Annotated in this window: 23 protein-coding genes, 1 pseudogene and 1 other annotated feature; of the genes and pseudogenes, 14 read left to right on the top strand and 10 right to left on the bottom strand. The window is 57.3% G+C overall.

Going from position 1 to position 25,148, the window contains the following annotated elements; genetic code table 11:
* Window positions 1–901: 901 nt before the first annotated feature.
* On the bottom strand, window positions 902–1,759 hold the full coding sequence (locus tag ACCW71_RS04935; RefSeq protein ID WP_436369968.1) for a hypothetical protein: 858 nt from the start codon (window positions 1,757–1,759) through the stop codon (window positions 902–904).
* Window positions 1,710–2,940, bottom strand: a pseudogene (locus tag ACCW71_RS04930) (tyrosine-type recombinase/integrase). The gene ACCW71_RS04935 and the pseudogene ACCW71_RS04930 overlap by 50 nt, the downstream one beginning before the upstream one ends.
* Window positions 2,941–3,118: 178 nt before the next feature.
* Here ACCW71_RS04930 and sbcB point away from each other — a divergent pair.
* The gene (sbcB, locus tag ACCW71_RS04925) at window positions 3,119–4,546 is read left to right on the top strand and encodes an exodeoxyribonuclease I (RefSeq protein ID WP_436369967.1); all 1,428 of its coding nucleotides are present in this window, start codon (window positions 3,119–3,121) and stop codon (window positions 4,544–4,546) included.
* 52 nt (window positions 4,547–4,598) lie between these two features.
* Here the strand turns inward: sbcB and ACCW71_RS04920 are convergent, their stop codons facing one another.
* The 5 genes from ACCW71_RS04920 to ltnD form a co-directional block, all read right to left on the bottom strand.
* Window positions 4,599–5,957, bottom strand: coding sequence for a GntP family transporter (locus ACCW71_RS04920; protein WP_436369966.1), 1,359 nt, complete (start codon window positions 5,955–5,957; stop codon window positions 4,599–4,601).
* 122 nt (window positions 5,958–6,079) lie between these two features.
* Complete coding sequence (locus tag ACCW71_RS04915; protein ID WP_436369965.1) at window positions 6,080–6,865, bottom strand: HPr family phosphocarrier protein; 786 nt, start codon at window positions 6,863–6,865, stop codon at window positions 6,080–6,082.
* Window positions 6,865–7,509, bottom strand: coding sequence for a 3-oxo-tetronate 4-phosphate decarboxylase (otnC, locus tag ACCW71_RS04910; protein ID WP_436369964.1), 645 nt, complete (start codon window positions 7,507–7,509; stop codon window positions 6,865–6,867). Before otnC ends, ACCW71_RS04915 begins: the two co-directional genes overlap by 1 nt.
* Window positions 7,502–8,767: a 3-oxo-tetronate kinase gene (otnK, locus tag ACCW71_RS04905; RefSeq protein WP_436369963.1), complete on the bottom strand. Its 1,266-nt coding sequence runs from the start codon at window positions 8,765–8,767 to the stop codon at window positions 7,502–7,504. The genes otnC and otnK overlap by 8 nt, the downstream gene beginning before the upstream one ends.
* Window positions 8,767–9,672: an L-threonate dehydrogenase gene (gene ltnD / locus ACCW71_RS04900; protein ID WP_436369962.1), complete on the bottom strand. Its 906-nt coding sequence runs from the start codon at window positions 9,670–9,672 to the stop codon at window positions 8,767–8,769. Before ltnD ends, otnK begins: the two co-directional genes overlap by 1 nt.
* Before the next feature lie 268 nt (window positions 9,673–9,940).
* Between ltnD and ygbI the strand changes: the two genes are divergently transcribed.
* Window positions 9,941–10,702: a DNA-binding transcriptional repressor YgbI gene (ygbI, locus tag ACCW71_RS04895; protein WP_436369961.1), complete on the top strand. Its 762-nt coding sequence runs from the start codon at window positions 9,941–9,943 to the stop codon at window positions 10,700–10,702.
* 54 nt (window positions 10,703–10,756) lie between these two features.
* Here ygbI and ACCW71_RS04890 read toward each other — a convergent pair whose 3' ends face one another.
* The gene (locus ACCW71_RS04890) at window positions 10,757–12,115 is read right to left on the bottom strand and encodes an APC family permease (RefSeq protein ID WP_436369960.1); all 1,359 of its coding nucleotides are present in this window, start codon (window positions 12,113–12,115) and stop codon (window positions 10,757–10,759) included.
* A 382-nt stretch (window positions 12,116–12,497) separates the two neighbouring features.
* A complete protein-coding gene (locus ACCW71_RS04885; RefSeq protein WP_436369959.1) occupies window positions 12,498–13,913 on the bottom strand; it encodes a glutamine synthetase family protein in 1,416 nt (471 codons plus the stop codon).
* 204 nt (window positions 13,914–14,117) lie between these two features.
* On the opposite strand from ACCW71_RS04885, the gene puuD reads away from it, so the two are divergent.
* From puuD to ACCW71_RS04870, 3 genes are read left to right on the top strand one after another with little or no spacing between them, the layout of a single operon-like run.
* Window positions 14,118–14,885: a gamma-glutamyl-gamma-aminobutyrate hydrolase gene (gene puuD / locus ACCW71_RS04880; RefSeq protein ID WP_436369958.1), complete on the top strand. Its 768-nt coding sequence runs from the start codon at window positions 14,118–14,120 to the stop codon at window positions 14,883–14,885.
* Window positions 14,878–15,435, top strand: a complete 558-nt coding sequence (gene puuR / locus ACCW71_RS04875; protein ID WP_436369957.1) for an HTH-type transcriptional regulator PuuR — start codon at window positions 14,878–14,880, stop codon at window positions 15,433–15,435. The genes puuD and puuR overlap by 8 nt, the downstream gene beginning before the upstream one ends.
* A gap of 19 nt (window positions 15,436–15,454) precedes the next feature.
* A complete protein-coding gene (locus ACCW71_RS04870) occupies window positions 15,455–16,732 on the top strand; it encodes an NAD(P)/FAD-dependent oxidoreductase (RefSeq protein WP_436369956.1) in 1,278 nt (425 codons plus the stop codon).
* Window positions 16,733–16,888: 156 nt separating this feature from the next.
* On the opposite strand, the gene ACCW71_RS04865 is transcribed toward ACCW71_RS04870, so the two are convergent.
* On the bottom strand, window positions 16,889–17,716 hold the full coding sequence (locus ACCW71_RS04865; protein ID WP_436369955.1) for an SDR family oxidoreductase: 828 nt from the start codon (window positions 17,714–17,716) through the stop codon (window positions 16,889–16,891).
* Between the two features lie 181 nt (window positions 17,717–17,897).
* On the opposite strand from ACCW71_RS04865, the gene hisL reads away from it, so the two are divergent.
* The 9 genes from hisL (at window position 17,898) to hisIE (ending at window position 25,123) form a co-directional block, all read left to right on the top strand.
* Window positions 17,898–17,945: a his operon leader peptide gene (hisL, locus tag ACCW71_RS04860; protein ID WP_157037529.1), complete on the top strand. Its 48-nt coding sequence runs from the start codon at window positions 17,898–17,900 to the stop codon at window positions 17,943–17,945.
* Window positions 17,921–18,041: a sequence feature (His leader region), on the top strand. It overlaps the preceding gene by 25 nt.
* A 47-nt stretch (window positions 18,042–18,088) precedes the next feature.
* Complete coding sequence (gene hisG / locus ACCW71_RS04855; RefSeq protein ID WP_031375359.1) at window positions 18,089–18,988, top strand: ATP phosphoribosyltransferase; 900 nt, start codon at window positions 18,089–18,091, stop codon at window positions 18,986–18,988.
* A 3-nt stretch (window positions 18,989–18,991) separates the two neighbouring features.
* Entirely contained in the window at window positions 18,992–20,296 is a 1,305-nt protein-coding gene (gene hisD, locus ACCW71_RS04850) for a histidinol dehydrogenase (protein ID WP_436369954.1), read from the top strand.
* Complete coding sequence (gene hisC, locus ACCW71_RS04845; protein ID WP_436369953.1) at window positions 20,293–21,369, top strand: histidinol-phosphate transaminase; 1,077 nt, start codon at window positions 20,293–20,295, stop codon at window positions 21,367–21,369. The genes hisD and hisC overlap by 4 nt, the downstream gene beginning before the upstream one ends.
* Window positions 21,366–22,433: a bifunctional histidinol-phosphatase/imidazoleglycerol-phosphate dehydratase HisB gene (gene hisB, locus ACCW71_RS04840; RefSeq protein WP_436369952.1), complete on the top strand. Its 1,068-nt coding sequence runs from the start codon at window positions 21,366–21,368 to the stop codon at window positions 22,431–22,433. The genes hisC and hisB overlap by 4 nt, the downstream gene beginning before the upstream one ends.
* Entirely contained in the window at window positions 22,433–23,023 is a 591-nt protein-coding gene (gene hisH / locus ACCW71_RS04835) for an imidazole glycerol phosphate synthase subunit HisH (protein ID WP_436369951.1), read from the top strand. The genes hisB and hisH overlap by 1 nt, the downstream gene beginning before the upstream one ends.
* A complete protein-coding gene (gene hisA, locus ACCW71_RS04830) occupies window positions 23,023–23,760 on the top strand; it encodes a 1-(5-phosphoribosyl)-5-[(5-phosphoribosylamino)methylideneamino]imidazole-4-carboxamide isomerase (protein WP_436369950.1) in 738 nt (245 codons plus the stop codon). The genes hisH and hisA overlap by 1 nt, the downstream gene beginning before the upstream one ends.
* Window positions 23,742–24,518 carry an imidazole glycerol phosphate synthase subunit HisF gene (gene hisF / locus ACCW71_RS04825; protein ID WP_436369949.1) on the top strand — a complete coding sequence of 259 codons (777 nt, stop codon included), beginning with the start codon at window positions 23,742–23,744 and terminating at the stop codon, window positions 24,516–24,518. Before hisA ends, hisF begins: the two co-directional genes overlap by 19 nt.
* Window positions 24,512–25,123 (top strand): bifunctional phosphoribosyl-AMP cyclohydrolase/phosphoribosyl-ATP diphosphatase HisIE, encoded by a 612-nt coding sequence (hisIE, locus tag ACCW71_RS04820; protein WP_436369948.1) that lies wholly within the window; start codon window positions 24,512–24,514, stop codon window positions 25,121–25,123. The genes hisF and hisIE overlap by 7 nt, the downstream gene beginning before the upstream one ends.
* The last annotated feature ends 25 nt before the right edge of the window (window positions 25,124–25,148 follow it).

Genomic DNA, 25,148 nt, shown 5'->3' with positions numbered 1-25,148 from the left:
TTGATGTAGGACTGACAATGCAACACTATCATCCAAATCAAGCTGACATCCTGCCAGAGATCTAATCATGCTTGCGATAGCCTCCTGCGATACCTTTCCACCGCTGGCAACCAGCTGCCAGACAGCCTCCCCAATTGTGTTACATGCTTCATTATATGCATTTTCCGCAAAGTCGTTTTTAATATGTTCCTCCGCTGAGTACAATTTAGTTGTTTTCATTAATGACACAACAATAGTTATGCATATTTGCGAAGCACATTCCAAGTACAATAAAACAGACGCAAAAAAGCCGGCGCTAGCAAGGATGGCATTGGCAAATCAAAAGTAAATCATTGTATTTTATGAAATTTTATCATTGAAAATGTCATTAATATCCATGCTATCACACATCCATTTATCAATAATACCCACGGAGCTCTCCTATTCATGAATTAAACTCCCTGTATCGGTGATCAAAATATACGCTGTTTTACAAAGACCCTAACTGGTTGTGCCGATCAATTCTGGCAGATTGATCGATGATACAGACCAATCATCATAACTCATTATTTTGAAATTGATTGGCACGCTGGCGCATCAAGACAGCATCAGAATCAAAATCACATCATGGCTACCGCGGGCAAATGAGCGTTTATCGTTGCCTGCATTGCGGCAAGTGTTATGTTGGCCACCAGCCTGGACGCAATGGCTTGGGATCGGTCTGGAAATAAAAGTAAGAGCTTAAAAATGAACGAGACAGCACTGATCAAACAAAGTGAGGTAATGAAAATTCTGGCAATTATCTCACGCACAATCATATGCAAATATGGAAAATAGCACAATTTCCCTAAACCGATCCGCACGCATTCTAAGACTATCTGCGCAGCGCTGTGGATGAATGGATTTTACGCGGAGAAATTAATCAAAGCACCTGATTTTCAATCTTCTCGAGACTGACCTCGGCCAAATTTGCAAGGACTAAATATTTTGTCACATCCTCTTGCGTTAGTTCAAGGTCAGCCTCATGAGCTACTCTGTTTCTCATTCTTCGCAGATCATCCAATATCTCAACTTCATTCACCCTAAGTAGTTTTTTGTCTTTCAAAAACCTTATGATTTGAAATACAGGTGGCCGCTTATTAATTGAGTCCATTGAGTTCATTGAGCCAACAATGCCTGATGTCATTACTTTCTCTCTATTTACTTCGAAAAGTTGGTACAACCTTGTTTCGATATTAAGCCATGCGGAGATTATCGCCCCTCTAGGATCCAGATTTGATTTTATTTCTTGATCTCGTGTTACCTGACCAGCAACATCTTCGTATTTTTCAGCTATATCGTGAAATTCGAAACCAAAACCTGCAACATTACCACTTTTGATTCTTCCCATAAGTTTTTTGATGTCATACTGAAATTTTTGCAGTGCAATGAAAATCAGCAGGGGCCAAATGGATATTGTAAGTAACTTTATGAAAAAAGAAGCTAGACCTTTTGTTAACTCATAATAATTAGGTTCTATATTTTCTGTGTTTTTTTTATCCTCGCGAATATTTTGAGGATAATTAATCAGAACCTGCGTACTCTGAGTAGTTAGTTCAGAACTGACACTACTACTATCAGAAACTGACGAAGTTTCCTTAGTTTCTTTTTTTACCGGCTTGATAGGTGCAGTAGGCTTCGGGACTGGCTTTTTAGGAACATAGCAAATCATTTTATCTTCTGCATAGGAATTAGCAGAAAATATTAAAATACATAATAAGATTCGAATTCCTTTTCTCATTAGCTTGATTTCCTTTTTTGATATGCCGTAGTAATTTATCGGCGTGAATCTCAAAAGCTTTACGCTGATCCTCTAACCAATCGTGTTTGTTGTATACCGCCATCACCCCGCCCAATTCATGCCCCAGCATTTGCTCCGTTACGTGCGGTGCAGTGCCCTCTTTTGATAATCGGGCAACGAGCGTGCGCCGGAAATCATGTGTGCGCCAATACCCAATATTCATGCTATCCCGGATCCGGCCAATGTAGCGATTGGTCGCTGATGTGCTCAGCGGTGTTTTAATATCAGCACCAGGAAAAAGTATTTTGTCATAGGTTATCATCGCCTTTTCAATCAGCGACTTTATCTGTTCGAAAATGGGCCGGCGTATGATATTGCCCACTTTGCTGCGCTCTTTGGGAACCGTCCAAACCCACTCCGTTAAATCAAATTCTTTGCATTCAGACAGGCGCAGTTCTGAAACCCTGGCACCCCACAGCATCAGCATCTGGTGCAGTAGTTTGTTAGACGTGGCCGCCCTGCTACGCTCGATACCGAGCCAGATTCGCGCCAGCCCTGTGTAGGTTAGAACAAGACTGCCAGTTTCTGAACTTACTCCTATATCACGCGGCTCTATACGCATGATTGAGGCGTTATCTATGACCTGCCGGCGGATGCACCAGCCGATTGCTGATCGCGCCTGCACAAGCAGTTGCCGCGCGGGCGTGGGTTTTCACATTCTTCCTGCGAAAAAAATCTATCCATTGTTTGACGGTAATGTCACCGATAGCCCGGCCGGGAAATGCGCCAGTCAGGTATTTTAAAACTGTCGAGTTGTAAAGCGCCTAGGTTTTGGGGCGCAGAGCAACATCAACATACTGCTCTTTCCAGTATGTTAGGCAGTCGCCCACGGCCATGGATTGTTCGCCAGTGGTTTTCTCAGTATACCGGCGGGGATCTGTGCCACTGTCATACATAACGCGCAATTCGCTGACCAGGTTCCTCGCATCTTTAAGTGCTAACGTAGGATACCGGCTTAAACTCAGCCGCTGGGGTTTACCGTTCCACTTGTAGCGATGCTGAAACAGGATCACGCTCTTTGGCGATATCCGGACGCCCAGCCCATCCGCATCTGAAATTTCAGCCGGGCCGGAATATGGTTTAACATGTATATAGCGTAATTTAGTGTCACTCAGGGCCATAATAATTTTTGGTACGCAGTGAAAAATGGTTTTGGTACGAGAATGGTACGTAATATGTCATGTACAACCACAAACAATAATAAACCACTGCGAATAAAGATGAAAAACCAGGGCAATAAAATGATGAAAATTGTTTTAATTCAGCAGCTTAATTAACAACGATGAACGGTAATGCACATTGAAAAACGATAGCGGACAACCTACCTTCCTCTTCCACGACTACGAGACCTTCGGGACCAGCCCGTCACGCGATCGGCCGGCGCAGTTCGCCGGTCTGCGTACCGACAGCGAGTTTAATCCGGTCGGTGAACCGCAGGTCTTTTACTGCCGTCCGCCCGATGACTATCTGCCGCAGCCGGAAGCCGTCATGATCACCGGGATTACGCCGCAGGTGGCGATGGCGCGGGGCGTCAGCGAAGCGGAGTTCGCAGAACGCATTCACACCCTGTTTACCACCGAACAAACCTGCGTGGTGGGCTATAACAACGTGCGCTTTGATGATGAAGTGACGCGCAACCTCTTCTATCGCAACTTCTTCGATCCCTATGGCTGGAGCTGGCAGAACGGCAATTCACGCTGGGATCTGCTCGATGTGATGCGCGCCTGCTATGCCCTGCGCCCGGAAGGGATCAACTGGCCGGAAAATGAAGAGGGATTCCCCAGCTTCCGGCTGGAGCATCTGACCAAAGCCAACGGCGTGGCGCATGAAAATGCCCACGATGCGATGTCCGACGTCTACGCCACGCTGGCGATGGCGAAGCTGGTGAAAGAGAAGCAGCCGAAACTGTTTGAGTTTTTGTATACCCACCGTAACAAAAACAAACTGATGACCCTGATCGATATTCCGCAGATGAAGCCGCTGGTGCACGTTTCCGGCATGTTTGGCGCCGCGCGCGGCAACACCAGCTGGATCGTACCGCTGGCCTGGCATCCCGATAACCGCAACGCGCTGATTGTGGTCGATCTGGCGGGCGACATGTCACCGCTGCTGCAACTGGACGCTGACACGCTGCGTCAGCGGCTCTACACCCCGAAAAACGATCTTGGCGATCTGCCTGCGGTGCCGGTGAAGCTGGTTCACATTAATAAATGCCCGGTACTGGCTCCGGCCAGCACCCTGCGCCCGGAAGACGCGGCGCGGCTGGGTATCGATCGTCAGCACTGCCTGGCGAATCTGGCGCTGCTGCGTCAGCAGCCGGAGGTGCGGGAGAAACTGGTGACGCTGTTTGCCGAAGCGGAGCCGTTTACCCCGTCCGATGATGTCGATACCCAGCTCTATGATGGATTCTTCAGTGATGCCGACCGGGCGGGAATGAACATTATTCGTCAGACCGCCCCCACTAATCTGCCTGCGCTGGATTTGACCTTTGAGAGTGCGCGGGTGGCGAAGCTGCTGTTCCGCTATCGGGCGCGTAACTTCCCCGGCACGCTGGATGATGCTGAGCAGCAGCGCTGGTTGCAGCATCGTCGTGAGGTATTGAACAGCGATCGGGTGCAGGCCTTTATGCTGGAGCTGGAGTCACTGGCTAATCTGCATGAAGCCGATGCAGAGAAGATCGCCCAGCTGAAAGCGCTTTATCTCTATGCCCAGCAGCTGGTCTCCTGAGCCATCCGCAAATGGCCCCGGCATCACCGGCCGGGGCCTTAAATCTGGCGGATTACATCAGCGCCCACACCAGCCAGGTCAGAGCAAAACCGCTCAGCCCCATCAGAGTGGTCAGCACCGTCCAGCTGCGTAAACCATCAGCAACCGACAATCCAAGATAACGGGTCACCACCCAGAAGCCGGAATCGTTGACGTGCGAAAGGCCCAGCGCTCCGAAACAGGCTGACAGCGCCACCAGCACCAGCTGCATATCACCCAGACCGGTAACCGCGGTGGTCAGCAGGCCACAGGTGGTGACAATCGCCACCGTTGCCGAGCCCTGCGAGGCACGCAGCGCCAGCGACAGGATAAACGCCGCCGGGATCAGTGGCAGATGGATGGTCTGCAACGAACTGGCCAGCGCTTTACCTACCCCTGACTCCACCAGCACCTTACCAAAAGCGCCGCCCGCACCTGAAACCAGAATCACACCAGCGGCATTGGAAATCGCACTGTTTGACAGCGCTTCGAGCTTCTCTTTCGGCCAGCCCCGACGCAGGCCCAGCAGCCAGCCCGCCAGCGCCAGGGTAATCAGCAGCGCCACGGCGGGCGATCCCGCCAGGGTCAGTACCTTCAGCGGCAGACTGCCCGGCGTCAGATGCGGCGGCAGTAAGGTTCCCAGCATAATCAGCAGAATGGGCAGGACAATCAGGCCCGCAATCAGCAGTGCGCCCGGTGCGTTTTTATCGCGTGGCGCGGCCGGGCGATCACTGGTTTCGGTCAGCTGCAACTGCTCCAGAACCTGCACCGAGAGGTGGTATTTTTTACGGTTGAGCGCTTTGGCGACGAAATAACCGACGATACCCACCGGCACCGAGAGCGCGATGCCGGTCATCATTAACCAGCCCAGATCGGCGTTAAGCAGACCCGCCGCCGCCGCTGGTCCCGGATGGGTAGGCACCGTAACGTGCACCATCAGCATCATCCCGGCCATCGGCAGGCCAAACTTCAGCGGCGACACCCGCATCACTTTGGTGAAACCGTAGATCAGCGGGACCACAATAATAAAGCCCACGTCGAAGAAGACCGGTAATCCCAGGATAAAGGCCACCACGGTTAACGCGGCCACCATGCGCTGTGGTCCGTAGAGCGCAGCAAAACGATTCGCCAGCGCGTCGGCGCCCCCGGAGGATTCGATCACCGCGCCAAAAATCGCCCCCAGCACAATAATCACCGCAATACTGCCCAGCAGGCTTCCCATCCCACCGAGAATGACTTTCATGATGTTTTCAGCCGGAATACCGGTGGTGACCGCGACAAACAAACTGGCAACCAGCAAAGCAATAAAGGGGTGAACCTTCGCTTTGATTACCAGCAACAACAGCAGGATCACGCTGACCAGCGCGATCGATAACAGCAGCGTAGTGGACATGGGAAGACCTCTAATTAATTATAATTTTCAGCAGGTTATTTTTTTTACTTCACAACTGGTGTTATTAAGCCGCGGCGAGACGCCCCGATGGTGTGGCAACCGGGGGCATCATTTACGGGCGATTAGCGGCGCGTACGCCAGGGCGCAAACCAGCCGAGACCGGCGGTGGTGTCGCCGCGCGGGAAATATTCGCAGCCGATCCAGCCGTGATAACCGACCTCATCCAGCAGCGAAAACAGCCACGGATAGTTGATCTCACCCTCGTCCGGCTCATGACGATCCGGCGCGGAGGCGATCTGCACATGACGATAGCGCCCGGCGTAGTGGCGAATCAGATGAGCGAGGTTGCCATCCACTAACTGGGCGTGAAACAGGTCGAGCTGGGTAAAGACATTGGGCCGATCGATCTGCTCCACCATCTCCAGCGTCTGATACTGGCTGGCATAGAGATAGCCGGGTTTGGTGGTCGGGTTCAGGGCCTCAATCAGCAGCGTGATGTCGTGCGGGGCAAAGCGTTCAGCGGCGTAGCGCATGTTGCTGATAAAGGTCTCCACATAGCGCTGACGCTCCGCCGCCGCCGGCACCGTCGCCGCCATGATATGCACCTGCGGACAGTTCAGCGCCAGCGCATAGGCCAGCGCGCGGTCAATATCCGCCTTCGCTTCCGCTTCACGGCCTGGAATGGCAGAGACACCCCACTCGCCCGCGGCCACATTGCCTGGTGCGGTATTGAACAGCACCAGTTGCAGCTGATTCTCCTCCAGCCACTGCCTGATCTGTTCAGCGGGATAGTTGTAGGGAAAGAGAAACTCTACCGCCTCAAAACCGGCCGCGGCAGCGGCGGCGAAGCGCTCAGCAAACGGCAGTTCGGTAAACTGCGTCGAGAGGTTAGCAGCAAACTTCGGCATTATCGGCTCCTTAATTCCGCCACTTCGGCATCATTGAGATAACGGATGGCGCGATCGCCGAGGGTAAAGATCAGCCGGGCGGTTTCCTCCAGCTCCTCGGTGTTATCTGCCGCTTCGCGTAATGATTTCCCCACCACCACCGGGCCGTGATTGGCCAGCAGAAAGGCGCGGTAGCGCGGTGCCAGCTGCGCCAGATCCTCAGCCAGCCGCGCATCGCCCGGCTTGTAATAGGGCACCACTGGAACATCTCCTACGCGCATAACCACATAAGGCGTAAAGGGCCGGATGCAGTTTTCCGGGTCCAGCCCCTGTAAACAGGAGAGCGCCGTCAGGTAGTGACTGTGCAGATGGACCACCGCCTGGCAGTCGGGATTGTTCAGGTAGAGCGCCCGGTGAAACGCGATCTCTTTGGAGGGTTTGTCCCCCGCGAGCCACTCGCCCTCCGGGGTGACTTTCGACAGCCGATCGCCCTGTAATTCACCGAGACAGGAGCCGGTCGGCGTCGCCAGCAGATTGCCATCCGCCAGCCGCATTGAGAGGTTGCCCGCCGAACCGGTGGCGTAGCCGCGCTGAAAGAAGGACGCGCCGAGCCGGACCATCTCGTCACGCGCCTGCTGTTCGGCTAAAGAGAAAGATTCAGACATGGGAAAACTCCGTTTGCGCGCGGCGGAAAAAGTGTTCATCACCAAAGTTGCCGGACTTCAGCGCCAGCGACAGCGGCTGGTGAATATCGCGTACCCAGGGCACGCCAGGGGAGATGGTCGGACCGATATGAAACGCGGTGACGCCCAGGCTCTGGGCCACCACGCCGGAGGTCTCTCCTCCCGCCACGATAAAACGCTGCCAGCCGCGCGCTTTCAGCTCACGGGTGACGGCGGCGAACAGCTGTTCCACCGCCTCACTGCTCTGGCGGGCGCCATACTGCTGCTGAATCGCCTGTAACTGCTGCGCGTCAGCGGTAGCAAACAGCAGCGGAGCCAGTGGCTGGTCACTGTTGGCCGCTACCCAGTCGCAGAGCTGCCGGGCATAGCCCTCCACATCCCGCAGGCACGCTTCGATCTGCACTTCACAGGCAGGTGCCTGCTGGCGGTAAACCGTGACCTGCTGGTTGGTCATCTGCGAACAGGAGCCGGAGAGCACCACTGCGCGCTCGCCCTGTGGCCGTCCCGCCTGCTCTGCGGCTTCAGCATCCGCGCCGGCGGTCGCCCACTGGCGTGCCAGGCCGATCGCCAGCCCGGAACCGCCGGTGACCAGCCGCATATCACGCAGCGCCTCGCCCTGAGTCAGCAGATGCTGATGATGCAGGGTGTCGATAACCACATAGTTAACGCCCTGCTCCGCCAGCTGATGCAGCGCCTGACGCACCGCCTCCGCGCCCTGGTCCACCAGGGCGGCGGGGATCAGCCCCGCTTTACCGCGGGCCTGCGCCGTCATCAGACGCAGCAGATTGCTGTCACGCATCGGCGTCACCGGATGGTGGCGCATACCGGAGTCTGACAGCAGCTGATCGCCAACAAACAGATGGCCCTGGTAGACGGTGCGGCCATTAACCGGCAGCGCCGGGCAGATCACCGTATGGGTTTCGCCCAGCGCGGCCAGCAGCGCATCCGTCACCGGCCCGATATTGCCCTGCGCGGTGCTGTCGAAGGTGGAGCAGTATTTAAAGTAGAAGCGTTCGCAGCCCTGCTGCTGTAACCAGCGCAGCGCCGCCAGCGACCGGGAGACGGCCTCCTCTGCCGGGCAGGAGCGGCTCTTCAGGCTGACCACAATCGCCCCGGCCTGCACCCTCTCATCGCTGGCCGGAACGCCGTTGAACTGGATGGTGGTCAGACCGTTCTGCACCAGAAAACTGGCGATGTCGGTGGCGCCGGTAAAATCATCGGTTATCACTCCAAGACGCATCAGGCTTTCTCCTTACCCTGTGGCAGGGTAATACCGCTGAAGATTTTGATCACCGCGCTGTCATCTTCCCGGCCATAGCCGGCGTTGCTGGCTTCGGTAAACATATTGAGCGCGGTGGAAGCGAGCGGCAGCGGGAAATGCAGCGATTTCGCGGTGTCGGCCACCAGATTGAGATCTTTGACAAAAATATCGACCGCCGATTTCGGCGTGTAGTCACCGTCCACCACATGACGCATGCGGTTTTCGAACATCCACGAATTGCCAGCGGCATTGGTGACCACTTCATACAGGGTTTCCAGCGGGATACCTGCCCGCGCCGCCAGCGCCATCGCCTCTGCGCCGACCGCGATATGAACACCCGCCAGCAGCTGATGAATAATTTTGACGGTTGAGCCCTGACCGATCTCACTGCCCACCCGATACACTCTGGCTGCGACCGCATCCAGCACCGGTTGCAGCCGGGCAAAGACCGCTTCGCTGCCGGAGGCCATCACCGTCATCTCTCCGCTGGCGGCTTTGGCGGCCCCACCGGACACCGGCGCATCCAGCATCAGCAGCTGATGCTCAGCCAGACGCTGCTCAATCTGCTGCGCATCCTGGGCCGAGAGCGTGGATGAGACCATGACCGCCGTACCGGGACGCAGCTTCGCCGCCAGGCCCTCTTCGCCGAACAGAATGGCGTTGACCTGCTGCGCGTTGACCACCAGCAGCAGCACCGCGTCGAGCTGGTCAGCAAAGCTGGCAGCTGAAGATTGGGCGTCACGCGCGCCCGCCTGACGCAGGGTTTCCAGCGCGACGGGATTGAGATCGACGCCCCAGGTGTTAAGACCGGCGCGGATACAGGATTGCGCGGCACCCATCCCCATAGAACCCAATCCGATAACACAGATATTTTCGACTGGCACTGGCGGCCTCCATTGTTAAAATAAGTGATTATTTGTTTGTTACTGTTAACTCTGCCAGCTTTAAGCCGGTAAAAACGTGTCTGAACTCACAAAACAACATCTGCAATGTGATACAGAACAATTTTTAACATCATGCCCGGCACGCGCTCAGGCCGCACGAGGCAAGACGCCACGCTATGCTGGCTGACCGGCGCGCTGCGATTAGCGGTTCAGCCCGGCGCAGAGATGCTCTACAATGTGAAAAAATGATAATAGTCAGGGAGTGAATATGATTCCGGTTGAACGTCATCAACAGATTCTGGCGCTGGTAGCCGATCGCGGCGTGGTGAGCATCGCCGAGCTGACCGAGCGGCTGGGGGTGTCGCACATGACGATCCGGCGCGATGTGCAGAAGCTGGAGGAGCAAGGCGCGGTGTTGTCGGTATCGGGTGGCGTGCGGTCGGCGGACCGGCTGGCAGCCGAGCCCTCACATCTGACCAAAAGCACGCTCTATAACGATGAGAAACGGGCGATTGGCCGCTACGCCGCCCGACACATCCCGCGCAATAGCTGCATCTATCTGGATGCCGGAACCACCACCCTGGCGCTGGCGCGTGAAGTGGTGGACCGGGATGATTTGCTGGTGGTAACCAATGATTTTATGGTGGCTAATCTGTTGATGGAGGCCAGTCGTTGCCGGGTGATCCACACCGGCGGCACCGTCTGTCGCGAGAATCGCTCCTGCGTCGGCGAATCCGCCGCGCGCAGTCTGCGTCATCTGGCGATTGATATTGCCTTTATTTCCGCCTCCTGCTGGGGGCCGCGCGGGCTGTTTACCCCGGATGAAGATAAGGTGATGGTAAAGCAGACGGTCAGCGAAGTCAGCAGTAAGCGGGTGTTGCTGAGCGACAGCTCGAAATATAACAAGATTGCGACCTTTCTTGCCCTGCCGCTGGAGAAGTTTGATCTGGTGGTGACCGATGGTCAGTTGAGTGAGGCGGGACGGGTGGCGCTCAGCGCCGGTCACTGGGAGCTGGTGCTCGCCAGCTGATGACAATCACCGCCTCCCCGATCGACATCGGGAAGGCGGTGAAGCGTGAGGTGATTAAACTTCTTCGCTGAACTGCGGCACCGGATTACGGAAGCTGCGGGTCACAAACGCCAGATAGATAATCCCGATGGCCGCCCAGATCAGGCCCAGCACCATCGAACTCTCTTCCAGGTTCACCCACAGCGCACCGACCGTCAGCGCGCCCATCAGCGGCAGCAGCAGATACTGAACGTGATCTTTCAGCGTACGGTTACGCTTCTCACGCACCCAGAACTGCGCAATCACAGACAGGTTCACAAAGGTGAACGCGACCAGCGCACCAAAGTTAATCAGCGCGGTAGCGGTCACCAGATCGAAGTTAATCGCCATCAGCGCAATCGCGCCGACCAGCAGCACGTTGAGCGACGGGGTACGCCATTTCGGGTGAACGTAACCGAAAAAACGTTCCGGGAACACACCATCACGACCCATTACATACATCAGGCGCGACACGCCTGCGTGAGCCGCCATACCGGACGCCAGCACCGTGACCACCGAGAAGATCAGAATGCCGACCTGTAACGCTTTACCGGCCACAAACAGCATGATTTCAGGCTGAGACGAGTCCGGGTCCTGGAAGCGCGTGATGTCCGGGAAATAGAGTTGCAGGAAGTAGGAGGCAATGATGAAGATTACACCGCCGATCAGCGCCGTCAGGAAAATCGCGCGCGGGATGGTGCGTTCTGCATCTTTGGTCTCTTCCGACAGTGAACTGATGCCATCAAAGCCGAGGAACGAGAAACAGAGTATCGTCGCCCCGGTGATCATCGGCACCACGTGCGCATTCTCGGACCAGAACGGTTTGCTGCTCACCAGCGTGCCGGCACCAACGCCGCTTGCCACACCGTAGATCACCATCGCCGTGATCCCGACCATGACAATCACCTGCAACACCACAATCACGCTGTTAAAGTTGGCGACGGTTTTGATGCCCTTGAGGTTGGAGAGCGTCATAAAGCCGACCAGCAGCACCACGAAAATCCACGACGGGATCCCTGGCACCAGCGATTCAAAATAGTTTTTCGCCAGCAGGATGTTGATCATCGGCATGAACAGGTAGTCCAGCAGGGATGACCAGCCGACCATAAAGCCGACGTGCGGACTGATCGCTTTCTGAGCATAGGTATAAGCGGAGCCCGCAGAGGGGAAGCGGCGTACCAGCTTACCGTAACTCACGGCGGTAAACAGAATCGCAATCAGCGCGAAAGCATAAGCGGTAGCGACGTGACCATCGGTCAGCCCGGAAACGATGCCAAAGGTATCGAACAGGGTCATAGGCTGCATGTAGGCTAAGCCCATCATGACGACCGGAAGTAACGTAAGCGTTTTTTTCAGTTGCGCACGCTGTGGTGCGGCGGAGGTATTAAGCGACATGCTTCAGTCCCCCATGTGCGACCACCTGACTGGGTTGGTTCACAGGGCAACTGCGCATTAAGCGACAGGGAGTAAGGTCAATAGTCAGCGCGGCGCCGTAGTCGTCACGAAAGCGCGTACCAGCGTGGGCTGGCAGTGTGGTAAAGATCCCCATCTTTGTATCCTCAATCTCACGCTTATGCGTGTTTTCAGTGTTTATCTATCCGGGTGCATGCCCGGCCTCGGTTAAGTCAGCAATAACGCTATGTTAAAACAGAATGCAAAAAAATAACCGGCGCGGTGAGCGTCGGTTATCATCTGATTTTGCAGGCCGCGTATTCTGCCCTAACCTGTGGCAGTAATACAAGCCACCGGGGCACCGGATGCCAAAAAAAGGTGCCGATCAGGCATTTTTTAGCATCCAGTCGATCTCGGTTGCGGTGATCAGCCGTTCAAACTGCATCAGTTCATAATTTTTGCAGCTATGCCAGACGTGGGCAAAGCGTTCGCCGAGCAGCTTTTGCAGCGGGTAGCTGTTGTCAAACTCATACAGCGCATCACTCTGGCGAATCGGCAGCGCCAGCCCCTCGGCATGATGCCCATTGCCGGTGACCGGCTGCGGCAACGGCAGCTGGGTATCAAGCCCGTGCAGCATCCCCGCCAGGATAGCCGATACCACCAGATAGGGATTGGCGTCCGCCCCCGCCACCCGATACTCAATGCGATGATTATCAATGTCGCCGCACGGCACCCGCAGCGCCACGGTGCGGTTGTTATGACCCCAGGAGGCCTGCAACGGCACGTAAGCGTCTGGCACAAAACGGCGGAACGCATTGACATTGGGGGCCAGCAGCGCCATGGAGGCTGGCATCAGATCGATCATCCCGGCCAGCGCACGCTTCATCAGTGGTGAATCGCTGCCGTCGTCGCAGGCAAAGGCGTTGTGATCGGCGGCATCCAGCATACTGATATGCACATGCATGCCGCTGCCTGCGTACTCCTCATAGGGCTTCGCCATAAAGGTAGCGGTCATACCGTGGTTTTCTGCCACCTGGCGAATCAGGCGCTTCAGCTGCACCGCATGGTCACAGGCGCGCAGCAAATCACGGGTGTGGTGCAGGTTAATTTCAAACTGGCCGGGCGACGCTTCCGCCAGCGCGCCATCCGCGGGTATGCCCTGCTGACGCGCCAGATCGTCAATATCGCGCAGCACATCGGCGAAATGGTCGAGGTTATCGACCGAATAGACCTGGCTCTGCATATTGCGTTCATCACTGCCCGGCGCACAGGGCGGCTGAATAAAGCCTTCCGCATCGCGCTTTTTATCAACCAGATAGAACTCCAGCTCTACCGCTACCACCGGAAACAGGCCCCGGTTACGCAGCTGTTGCCACAGCCGGTTCAGGACATTTCGGGGTTCAACGTCAAAGGGAGTGCCATCTTGGTTGCACATGGTTAACAGCAGTTGCGCAATGTGCTGAGGATCGGAAGCGGAGGGAACTAAGGTATTGGCGACGGGCAGACAGAGATTATCGGGTTCGCCCAGTGACTGGCCGAGTCCCGCCTCTTCCACCGTGTTGCCGAGAATATCCATGGCAAACACCGAGGCGGGGAAATAACACCCTTTTTCCAGCTTAGGCAGCGCGGAGACCGGAATACGCTTGCCGCGAAACACACCATTTAAATCATTTAACAGAATATCGACATACTGCGTTTCAGGATGGCGCTCCAGCCAGGCTTTCACCTCAAGCTGGAACGCGCTGGTTCGTTTCTCTTCACAATGCAGCGTGAAGTCTTCCACTTCTACCAGGTTAGTCATGATCTCACCCGCCCCTGTTCGGTTTGCGTAATGCTCAAAATAACGGCCACACCACTAACATAGCGCCAACATAAAAAGTGTGCAAATGTAACAAATCTGTTTGAAGAACAAACAGCAGATTGCTAGATTGACAAAATATTGCACAGTTAAGCGCCACAGGTTCCCTTTCGGCAGATATTTTGAACAGCGAGGCGAGGAGCGGAAATGGGCATTATTTTTGACAAGCCGTTGATTGGCGTAGTGATGTGCCAGACAAATCAGGGCGGCCATCCGACCTGCTCCGTGCATAACAAATACAGCGACGCGATTGTGCTGGCGGGCGGGGTGCCGCTGGCCCTGCCCCACAGCCTGCTCAACGCCCCTCATCTATCAGAAAACGCTATGACCGTGCTGGATGGGCTGCTGCTGACCGGCAGCCCCAGCAATATCGAACCCTGGCATTATGGCGAGGCGGGCGATGAGCCGCACGCCGACCCCAGCCGCGACCGGCTCGCCTTTCAGCTGATCACCTGGGCCACCAGCCACAAAATGCCGATGTTGGGTATCTGCCGCGGTATGCAGGAGCTGGTGGTCGCCAACGGCGGCGCACTGTGGCGCGATCTCAGCCAGCAGCCTGCATTCCAGCGCCATCATGAAGATGAGACGCTGCCGCTGGAGCAGCAGTATGCGCCCGTTCACCCGGTCACACCGGAGGCTAATGGAATACTGGCGTCGCTGCTCAGCAGCACGCTGCCGTTGCAGGTTAATTCCCTGCATCATCAGGGCGTACGCGAAACGGGACCGCAGCTGCGCGTTGAAGCGCGTGCACCGGATGGTCTGATTGAGGCGGTGAGCCTGCGTCACCATCCTTTTGCGCTGGCCGTGCAGTGGCACCCCGAATGGCAGCCCGAACAGATGGCGGGATCGTCTGCACTCTTCAGCGGATTTATCGCCGCCGCCACTCACTATCACAAGGAAAAAGCCGATGAGTGATGCCACGCTGGCACCAGGACGACGGCTGGCGCAGATCCGGCAGACGATGGGACTTTCACAGCGCCGCGTCGCCGAGCTGGCCGGACTGACTCACAGCGCCATCAGCACCATTGAGCAGGACAAGGTCAGCCCGGCGGTCAGCACCTTGCAGAAGCTGCTGAAAGTCTATGGCCTGTCGCTGTCGGAGTTCTTCTCGGAACCGAAAGCCGATGCCGCGCCAAAGGTGATTGTCCGGCAAAGCGATCTGCTGGAGATGGGCAGTCAGGGCGTCTCGCTGAAGCTGATCGACAACGGCAAAGCTGAGCGTTCGCTGGGCATGCTGCTGGAGACTTATCAGCCGGGCGCCAGCACCGGCGAAAAATTGCGCCATCCCGGTGAAGAGACCGGTACGCTGCTGGAGGGCGAAATTACCCTGGTGATTAATGGCCAGAGTTTCCATCTCTGCGCCGGTGAAAGCTACGTGATCGATACCGGTTTACCGCACAGCTTTACCAATCTGGCTGAAACACCCTGCCGCATTGTCAGCGCCCACACGCCGGCCAACTTTTAGGCGCTTTAAGGAGGTTGTTATGAATCATGTGGCGAGTTATTACGCAGCGACTGCGAACCCGCACGCGCCGTGGCCGACCTTACAGGAGAGTATTCAGTGTGATGTCTGCATTATTGGTGGCGGCTTTACCGGCCTGTCAGCGGCGCTGCACCTGACCGAAGCGGGTTATGAGGTGGTGGTGCTGGAAGCGTCGCGGGTCGGCTTTGGCGCCAGCGGGCGCAACGGCGGACAGGTGGTGAACTCCTACAGCCGCGATGTGGATGTGATTGAACAGCGTTACGGCAAAGAGAGCGCCCGCATGCTGGGCAGCATGATGTTTGAGGGCGCGGAGATCATCCGCGATCGCATCGATCGCTACGCTATCGCCTGTGATTACCGGCCAGGCGGGATTTTCGCCGCGCTGAATGCGCGTCAGATGGCGCATCTGCGTAAACAGCAGACTCTGTGGCAGCAGTATGGCAACCACAGTCTGGAACTGCTGGACGAGCGCGGCATCCGGCGTGAAGTGGGCACCGAGCGCTATGTGGGCGGACTGCTGGATCGCCGCGGCGGCCATCTGCATCCGCTCAACCTGGCGCTGGGCGAAGCGGAGGCGATCCGCCGGCATGGCGGACGTATCTACGAACACTCTGCCGCGCTGAAGGTGGCGTACGGATCGCCGAACCGGGTGAAAACCGCCCAGGGTGAGGTCAGCGCAAAATTTGTGATTTTCGCCGGCAACGCCTATCTGGCCCCGCAGCTGGAGCCGCGGCTGAGCCGCAAAAGCATGCCGTGCGGTTCGCAGATTGTCGCCACCGAACCGCTGTCGCCCGATCAGGCCCTGTCACTGCTGCCGAATAACTACTGTGTGGAAGATTGTAACTATCTGCTGGATTACTTCCGGCTGACCGCCGATAACCGGCTGCTCTATGGCGGCGGTGTGGTCTACGGCGCGCGGGAACCGGCCGATATTGAAGCGCTGATCCGGCCCAAGCTGCGCCGTACCTTCCCGCAGTTGCAGAACGTGAAGCTGGACTTCAGCTGGAGCGGCAATTTCCTGCTGACGCTGTCGCGCATGCCGCAGTTTGGCCGGCTGGAGAATAATGTCTATTTTATGCAGGGTGACAGCGGTCATGGTGTCACCAGTACCCATCTCTCCGGCAAGCTGATCAGCGAAGTATTACGCGGTGACGCTGAACGTTTTGACGCTTTCGCCAGGCTGCCGCACCTGCCCTTCCCCGGCGGGCGACGGTTCAGAGTGCCGCTGACCGCCATGGGTGCGGTGTGGTATGCGCTGAGGGATCGGCTGGGGGTGTAGTGCCGGAGAGCCTGCTGCGCTAAAATCCGGCCTTACCGCGGGGCACTCTTTGCCCTGCGATTTTAAGCGCCCTACAGTATGTTGTAACTATTGGCGAGGTGGATTTCGCAACCAGAATCAACAGGGGCGCATGGCCCCTGATTAGCCCTGAAAGGGTTACTCCAGCGGCATTTTCACCGGGTCGTCGAAGCGATATTCAAAGCCCAGCTCGTTACAGATGCGCGAGCCATCGATCAGCTTGCCGCTGTCTCGCTCTGATTCAGGCGCAAACTGCGGCGGTTGCAGCCCGAGCTGGCGCGATACCGCCGGGTAGAAGGTGTCGCGCGACGGATGCTTCGGCGCACACAGATTATAAACCCGGCCTCCTTTCGGGGTATGCAGCAGCAGAGTAATCGCCTCCACGACGTCATCGAGATGCACCAGATTCACTCCCTGCGAGCCGTTGGCCACATCCTGTTTACCGGCGAGGAAACGGCCCGGATGGCGCTTCGGCCCGACCAGACCCGCCAGCCGCACAATATCAACGCTGGTGCCCGGCAGATCGTGCAGCCAGCTCTCCAGCTTCACCAGAGTCTTGCCGGCGACGCTCTCCGGTGTCAGCGGGCTGGTTTCGCGTTTAACGCCAGATCCGCTGCCGTAGACGGAGGTCGAGCTGGTAAAGATGATGCGCGGTACGTTGTAGACCAGCGCGGTATCGACCACATTCTGCACCGCCTGGAGATAGGCTTCGCCCCCTTCGGCGGTGCGGCTGGCGGGCAGCGTCACCACCAGCGCATCAACATTCAGCAGCGGTTCAACATCCGCCGCGTCACACAGCAGTTCCGGCGTCAGTTCCAGCTGAAATGCCTCAATGCCGCAGCGCCTTGCCGCCTCGACGCCGTCCGGCGTGGTTTTACTGCCGGTAACCTGCCAGCCCCGCGCGGTTAACGCCGTGGCCAGTGGCATGCCTAACCAGCCCAGTCCCACAATCGCGACCTTTTTCATTTTGACTCCTGACCTGAAACATCAACCCTGACTTCACCGTAGTTTGCCCCCGGATTGCAAACCAGAACAACCTGTTTCAGCGCTTTCTGAACGGTGCGTTTAAAAAAGTGTTGCCAACGCCTGTCATCTTCGTTAGGTTAAACCCCACACAAATGAATACTCATTCATCGACGGAATTATTATGACGCGCGTTCAGTTCAACCATCATCATCACCATCACCCTGGCTAGTCTTTCAGGCGATGTGTGCTGGGAGACTTTCAGGATCTTCCAGTGGTGTGAACGCAAGAGAACCCCCGGAAGATCGTCTTCCGGGGGTTTTTTTATGGGCTGACGTAACCCACCATTCAGGACAGGATTAAGAGGACAGGAACATGTTAGACAACACCCGTTTACGCATAGCTATGCAGAAATCTGGCCGTTTAAGTGATGATTCACGCGAACTGCTGGCGCGCTGCGGCGTTAAAATCAACCTTCAGCAACAGCGCCTGATTGCGTTTGCGGAGAACATGCCGATCGACATCCTGCGGGTGCGTGATGACGATATTCCCGGTCTGGTGATGGATGGCGTGGTCGATTTAGGCATTATCGGCGAGAACGTACTGGAAGAGGAGCTGCTCTCCCGCCGCGCCCAGGGCGAAGACCCGCGCTACTTCACGCTGCGTCGCCTCGACTTTGGCGGCTGCCGTCTGTCACTGGCGATGGCGGTAGATGATGAATACACCGGCCCGCAGTGCCTCGACAACGCCCGCATCGCCACCTCTTATCCGCACCTGTTAAAGCAGTATCTTGATAAAAAAGGGGTCAGCTTTAAAACCTGTATGCTGAATGGTTCGGTGGAAGTGGCCACCCGCGCCGGTCTGGCTGACGCCATCTGCGATCTGGTCTCCACCGGTGCGACGCTGGAAGCCAACGGCCTGCGTGAAGTTGAAGTGATCTATCGCTCTAAAGCGGTGCTGATCCAGCGCGATGGCGAGATGCCTGCCGCCAAGCAGGAGCTGATCGACAAAATGATGACGCGCATTCAGGGCGTGATCAAAGCGCGTGAATCGAAGTACATCATGCTGCACGCGCCGAGTGAGCGGCTGGAAGAGGTGATCAGCCTGCTGCCAGGCGCTGAGCGCCCGACCGTGCTGCCGCTGGCGGGCGATGTCAGCCGCGTGGCGATGCACATGGTCAGCAGCGAAACCCTGTTCTGGGAAACCATGGAAAAACTGAAAGCGCTGGGTGCCAGTTCGATTCTGGTGCTGCCTATTGAGAAAATGATGGAGTAACTCATGGCCTTTTCAACCCCGATTGAGTGGCAGCAGTGCACCCCGGAACAGCAGCAGGCGCTGCTGCTGCGCCCGGCCATCGCAGCCTCAGAGAATGTGACGCTGACCGTGCGCGATGTGCTGGAGCAGGTCAGGAACCGTGGTGATGCGGCGCTGCGTGACTTCAGCGCCCGCTTTGATAAAGCTCAGGTAGAGAACCTGCGCGTCACGCCGCAGCAGATGGCTGAAGCCGGTAGTCGTCTGAGCGATGAACTGAAACAGGCGATGGCCGTCGCGGTGGGGAATATCGAAACCTTCCACAACGCGCAGATCCTGCCGCCGGTGGATGTCGAAACCCAGCCTGGCGTGCGCTGCCAGCAGATCACCCGCCCGGTGAAATCGGTCGGGCTCTATATTCCTGGCGGCTCCGCGCCGCTCTTCTCCACCGTGCTGATGCTGGCAACGCCAGCGCGCATTGCCGGTTGTGGCCGGGTGGTGCTCTGCTCACCGCCGCCGATTGCCGATGAGATCCTCTATGCCGCGCAGCTGTGCGGCGTTGAAGAGGTGTTCCAGGTGGGCGGCGCGCAGGCGATTGCCGCCCTCGCCTTCGGCACCGAAACCGTGCCGCGCGTCGATAAAATCTTTGGGCCGGGCAATGCCTGGGTCACCGAGGCGAAACGTCAGGTGAGTCAGCGTCTGGATGGCGCGGCGATCGATATGCCTGCCGGTCCCTCTGAAGTGCTGGTGATTGCCGATGAGGGTGCGACCCCGGCGTTTGTCGCCTCCGATCTGCTGTCGCAGGCTGAGCACGGCCCCGACTCGCAGGTGCTGCTGCTGACGCCGTCATTAAAGCTGGCGGAAGCGGTCGCCGAAGCGGTTGAGCAGCAGCTGGCGCAACTACCCCGCGCCGCCACCGCGCGTCAGGCGCTGGAGAGCAGCCGCCTGATCGTGGCGCGCGACCTTGAGCAGTGTGTCGCCATTTCTAATCTCTACGGCCCGGAGCACCTGATTCTGCAAACCCGGCAGCCACGCGATCTGGTGGAGTCGATCACCAGCGCCGGTTCGGTATTCCTGGGCGACTGGTCGCCGGAGTCGGCGGGAGATTACGCTTCAGGCACCAATCACGTGCTGCCAACCTACGGCTACACCGCGACCTGCTCCAGCCTTGGGCTGGCCGACTTCCAGAAACGGATGACGGTGCAGGAGCTGACGCCGCAGGGCTTTATGAATCTGGCGGCCACCATTGAGACCCTGGCCGCCGCCGAGCAGCTGGATGCCCACAAAAATGCCGTTACCCTGCGCGTCGCCGCACTCAAGGAGCAAGCATGAGTCAGGATATTGAGCAACTGGCGCGCGCCAACGTGCGCGCCCTGACGCCCTATATGTCGGCGCGTCGTCTGGGTGGCAACGGAGACGTCTGGCTCAACGCTAACGAATTTCCGCTGCCCGTCCCGTTTGAGCTGTCGCAGCAGACGCTGAACCGCTACCCCGAGTGCCAGCCAAAGCTGGTGATTGAGCGCTATGCGGCCTACGCCGGGTTAACGCCGGATCAGGTGCTGGTCAGCCGGGGCGCTGACGAAGCGATTGAGCTGATCATGCGTGCTTTTTGTGAACCAGGCCAGGATGCGATTCTGTTCTGCCCACCCACCTATGGCATGTACAGCGTCAGCGCTGAAACCATCGGCATTGAATACCGTACCGTTCCGGCACTGACCGACTGGCAGCTCAATCTGCCCGCTATCGCGGAACAGCTGGATGGGGTGAAAGTTGTTTACCTGTGCAGCCCGAACAACCCGACCGGCAACCTGATCAATCAGGATGACATTCGCGAGCTGCTGGCGATGACCGCCGGTAAAGCGCTGGTGGTGGCCGATGAAGCCTATATTGAGTTCTGCCCGCAGGCGACCCTGACCGGCTGGCTGAAAGAGTATCCGCAGCTGGTGATCCTGCGCACCCTTTCTAAAGCCTTTGCCTTGGCGGGCCTGCGTTGCGGCTTTGCGCTGGCCAACAAGCCGGTTATCGACCTGCTGATGAAGGTGATTGCGCCCTATCCGCTGGCGACGCCGGTGGCTGACGTTGCCGGTCAGGCGCTGAGCGAGCAAGGGATCGCCCTGATGCGTGAGCATGTGGTACAGCTGAATGATAACCGCAGCTGGCTGCTGGCGGAGCTGGCTCAGCTCCCCTGCGTGGAGCAGGTGTTCCCCAGTGAAACCAACTATGTGCTGGCACGCTTCACCGATTCAGCTAAAGTTTTCAAAACCCTGTGGGATCAGGGCATTATCCTGCGGGATCAAAACAAAAATCCGGGCCTGTCGGGATGTCTGCGCATCTCCATCGGCACACGTGAAGAGTGCGGACGGGTAATCACCGCGCTGCAAGCCTTATCTGTGGAGCAAGCATGAGTCAGAAGACCCTTTTTATCGACCGCGACGGCACCTTAATCTCCGAGCCGCCTGAAGATTTTCAGGTGGATCGCATGGATAAGCTGGCGTTTGAGCCAGACGTCATCCCGGCGCTGCTGGCGCTGCAAGCCGCCGGTTATCGCCTGGTGATGATCACCAATCAGGATGGTCTGGGCACCCCGGCTTTTCCGCAGGCGGATTTCGACGGTCCGCATAACCTGATGATGCAGGTGCTGACCTCGCAGGGCATTGTGTTTGACGACGTGCTGATCTGCCCGCATCTGCCGGAAGATCACTGCGACTGCCGCAAGCCGAAAACCAGAATGGTTGAGGCGTGGCTGGCAGAGGGCATGCTGGATACCGCTCACAGCTATGTGATTGGCGATCGCCTGACCGACGTGCAGCTGGCGGAGAACATGGGCATCCAGCCTATCCGCTACGGCGCGGAGGGCGAAAACTGGCTGAGCATCCAGCAGCGTCTTACCCAGCGTGACCGCCATGCGCTGGTGCAGCGCAATACCAAAGAGACCCAGGTGCGGGTCGAGCTGTGGCTGGATCGCGAAGGCGGCAGCAAAATTAACACCGGCGTCGGCTTCTTCGACCACATGCTGGATCAGATCGCGGTGCACGGCGGTTTCCGCATGCATATCGAAGTGAAAGGCGATCTCTACATCGACGATCACCACACGGTGGAAGACACCGGTCTGGCGCTGGGCGAAGCGCTGCTGAAGGCGCTGGGCGACAAGCGCGGCATTGGCCGTTTTGGTTTTGTGCTGCCGATGGATGAGTGCCTGGCGCGCTGTGCGCTGGATATTTCCGGCCGTCCGCACATCGAATTCAAAGCGGAGTTTAACTATCAGCGGGTGGGCGATCTCAGCACCGAGATGGTGGAGCACTTCTTCAGCTCCCTCTCCTACGCCATGATGAGCACCCTGCATCTCAAAACCAAGGGCAAGAACGATCATCACCGCGTCGAGAGCCTGTTCAAAGCCTTTGGCCGCACGCTGCGCCAGGCGATCCGCGTTGAGGGCAATACTCTGCCAAGTTCGAAAGGAGTGCTGTGATGAACGTGGTGATCATGGATACCGGTTGTGCCAACCTCTCCTCGGTAAAGTGGGCGGTTGAACGTCTGGGTTATACGCCGGAAGTGAGCCGCGATCCCGATGTGGTGCTGCGCGCCGACAAACTCTTTCTGCCGGGCGTCGGCACCGCACAGGCGGCGATGAACCAGCTGGAAGAGCGTGACCTGATTGACCTGGTGAAAGCCTGTACTCAGCCGGTGCTGGGGATCTGCCTGGGTATGCAGCTGCTGGGGCGTGGCAGCGATGAAAACGGCGGCGTGCCGACGCTGGGGATTATCGACCAGCCGGTCTCTTTGATGGATACGCACGGGCTGCCGCTGCCGCATATGGGCTGGAACCAGATCACCGCCCAGGCGGGCAACCATCTGTTCCGCGGCATCGATGAAGGCGCCTGGTTCTACTTCGTTCACAGCTACGCGATGCCGGTTAACGCCAATACCATCGCCCAGTGTCACTACGGCGAAGCCTTTACCGCCGCGGTGCAGAAAGATAACTTCTTCGGCGTTCAGTTCCACCCGGAACGCTCAGGCAAAGCGGGCGCACAGCTGCTGAAAAACTTCCTGGAGATGTAATGATTATCCCCGCGTTAGATTTAATCGACGGCAAAGTGGTCCGGCTGCATCAGGGCGATTATGGCCAGCAGCGTGATTACGGCAGCGATCCGCTGCCGCGGTTGCAGGATTATGTTCGCCAGGGCGCGACAGTACTGCACCTGGTGGATTTAACCGGCGCGAAAGATCCGGCGAAACGCCAGATTGCGCTGCTGAAAACCCTGCTTGATGGCGTTGACGTCACGGTACAGGTCGGTGGCGGCATTCGCAGCCGTGAGGATGTTAAAGCCCTGCTGGAAGCGGGTGCCAGTCGCGTCGTGGTCGGCTCCACCGCGGTAAAACAGCCTGAAGAGGTGAAGCAGTGGTTCGCAGAGTTTGGCGCAGAGGCGATTGTGCTGGCGCTGGATGTGCGCATTGATGCCAGCAACCGTAAAGAGGTGGCGATCAGCGGCTGGCAGGAAGCGGCGGGCGTCACGCTGGAAGAGGTCATCGCCGATTTCCAGGCGGTGGGTCTGAAGCATGTGCTCTGTACCGACATTTCCCGCGACGGCACCCTGAGTGGGTCGAACGTCGCGCTCTATCAGGAAGTGACGGCGCGCTTCCCGGACATTGCTTTCCAGTCCTCGGGTGGCATTGGCGAACTCAACGATATTGCGGCCCTGCGCGGCAGCGGCGTGCAGGGTGTGATTGTCGGACGCGCGCTGCTGGAAGATAAATTCACAGTTTCGGAGGCGATCTCATGCTGGCAAAACGGATAATCCCTTGTCTTGATGTACGTGATGGCCAGGTGGTCAAAGGCGTGCAGTTTCGTAATCACGAGATCATTGGCGACATCGTGCCGCTGGCGCAGCGCTATGCCGTCGAAGGTGCCGATGAACTGGTGTTTTATGACATCACCGCCTCTTCCGATGGCCGGGTGGTGGATAAAAGCTGGGTGTCGCGGGTGGCGGAAGTGATCGATATTCCATTCTGCGTGGCGGGCGGCATCAAAACCGCTGAAGACGCGGCGCGCATTCTGGAGTTTGGTGCGGATAAGATTTCGATTAACTCTCCGGCGCTGGCCGATCCCTCGCTGATCACCCGCCTTGCCGATCGTTTTGGCGTCCAGTGTATCGTGGTGGGCATTGATACCTGGTTCGATGAAGCCAGCGGCAAATATCAGGTCAATCAGTATACCGGCGACGAAGCGCGTACCCGCGTAACCGAGTGGGAAACCCTGGCGTGGGTGCAGGAAGTGCAGAAGCTGGGTGCGGGTGAGATCGTGCTCAACATGATGAATCAGGATGGCGTGCGTAACGGCTATGACCTGGTGCAGTTGAAGAAGATGCGTGAGGTCTGCAAGGTGCCCCTGATCGCCTCTGGCGGCGCGGGCACCATGCAGCACTTTCTGGAAGCCTTTACCGACGCCAATGTCGATGGTGCGTTAGCCGCCTCGGTATTCCATAAGCAGATTATTAATATTGGTGAGCTGAAAAGCTTTCTGATCGACAACGGAGTGGAGATTCGCGCGTGTTAACCGAACAACAGCAGGCCCAGCTCGACTGGGACAAAACGCAGGGCATGATGCCGGTCATCGTTCAGCATAACGTCTCAGGCGAAGTGCTGATGCATGGCTATATGAATCCGGCGGCGCTGGAAAAAACCCTGGCGGAAGGCAATGTGACCTTTTTCTCCCGCACCAAAAACCGTCTGTGGACCAAAGGCGAAACCTCCGGCAACTTCCTTCAGGTGGTCAGTATCACGCCTGACTGCGACAACGACACGCTGCTGGTGCTGGCCAATCCGATCGGCCCGACCTGTCATCTGGGCACCTCCAGCTGCTTCTCCCCGGCGGCACCGGAGTGGACTTTCCTCTATCAGCTGGAACAGCTGCTGGCCTCGCGTAAAAGCGCTGATCCCGAAAGCTCCTACACCGCGCGGCTCTACGCCAGCGGCACCAAGCGTATCGCCCAGAAAGTGGGTGAAGAAGGTGTGGAAACCGCGCTGGCGGCCACGGTTAACGATCGCCATGAGCTGACCAATGAAGCATCAGACCTGGTCTATCACCTGATGGTGCTGCTCCAGGATCAGGATCTCGACTTCAGCGCCGTGATCAACAACCTGCGCGCCCGTCATCAGTAAATGTGCAATATGCTGCTCATAATTT

Source organism: Pantoea sp. C2G6 (assembly GCF_051336815.1).
Lineage (GTDB): Bacteria > Pseudomonadota > Gammaproteobacteria > Enterobacterales > Enterobacteriaceae > Pantoea.
Note: the sequence above shows the minus strand (reverse complement) of the source record. Positions and strands in the feature narration are given on the sequence as shown.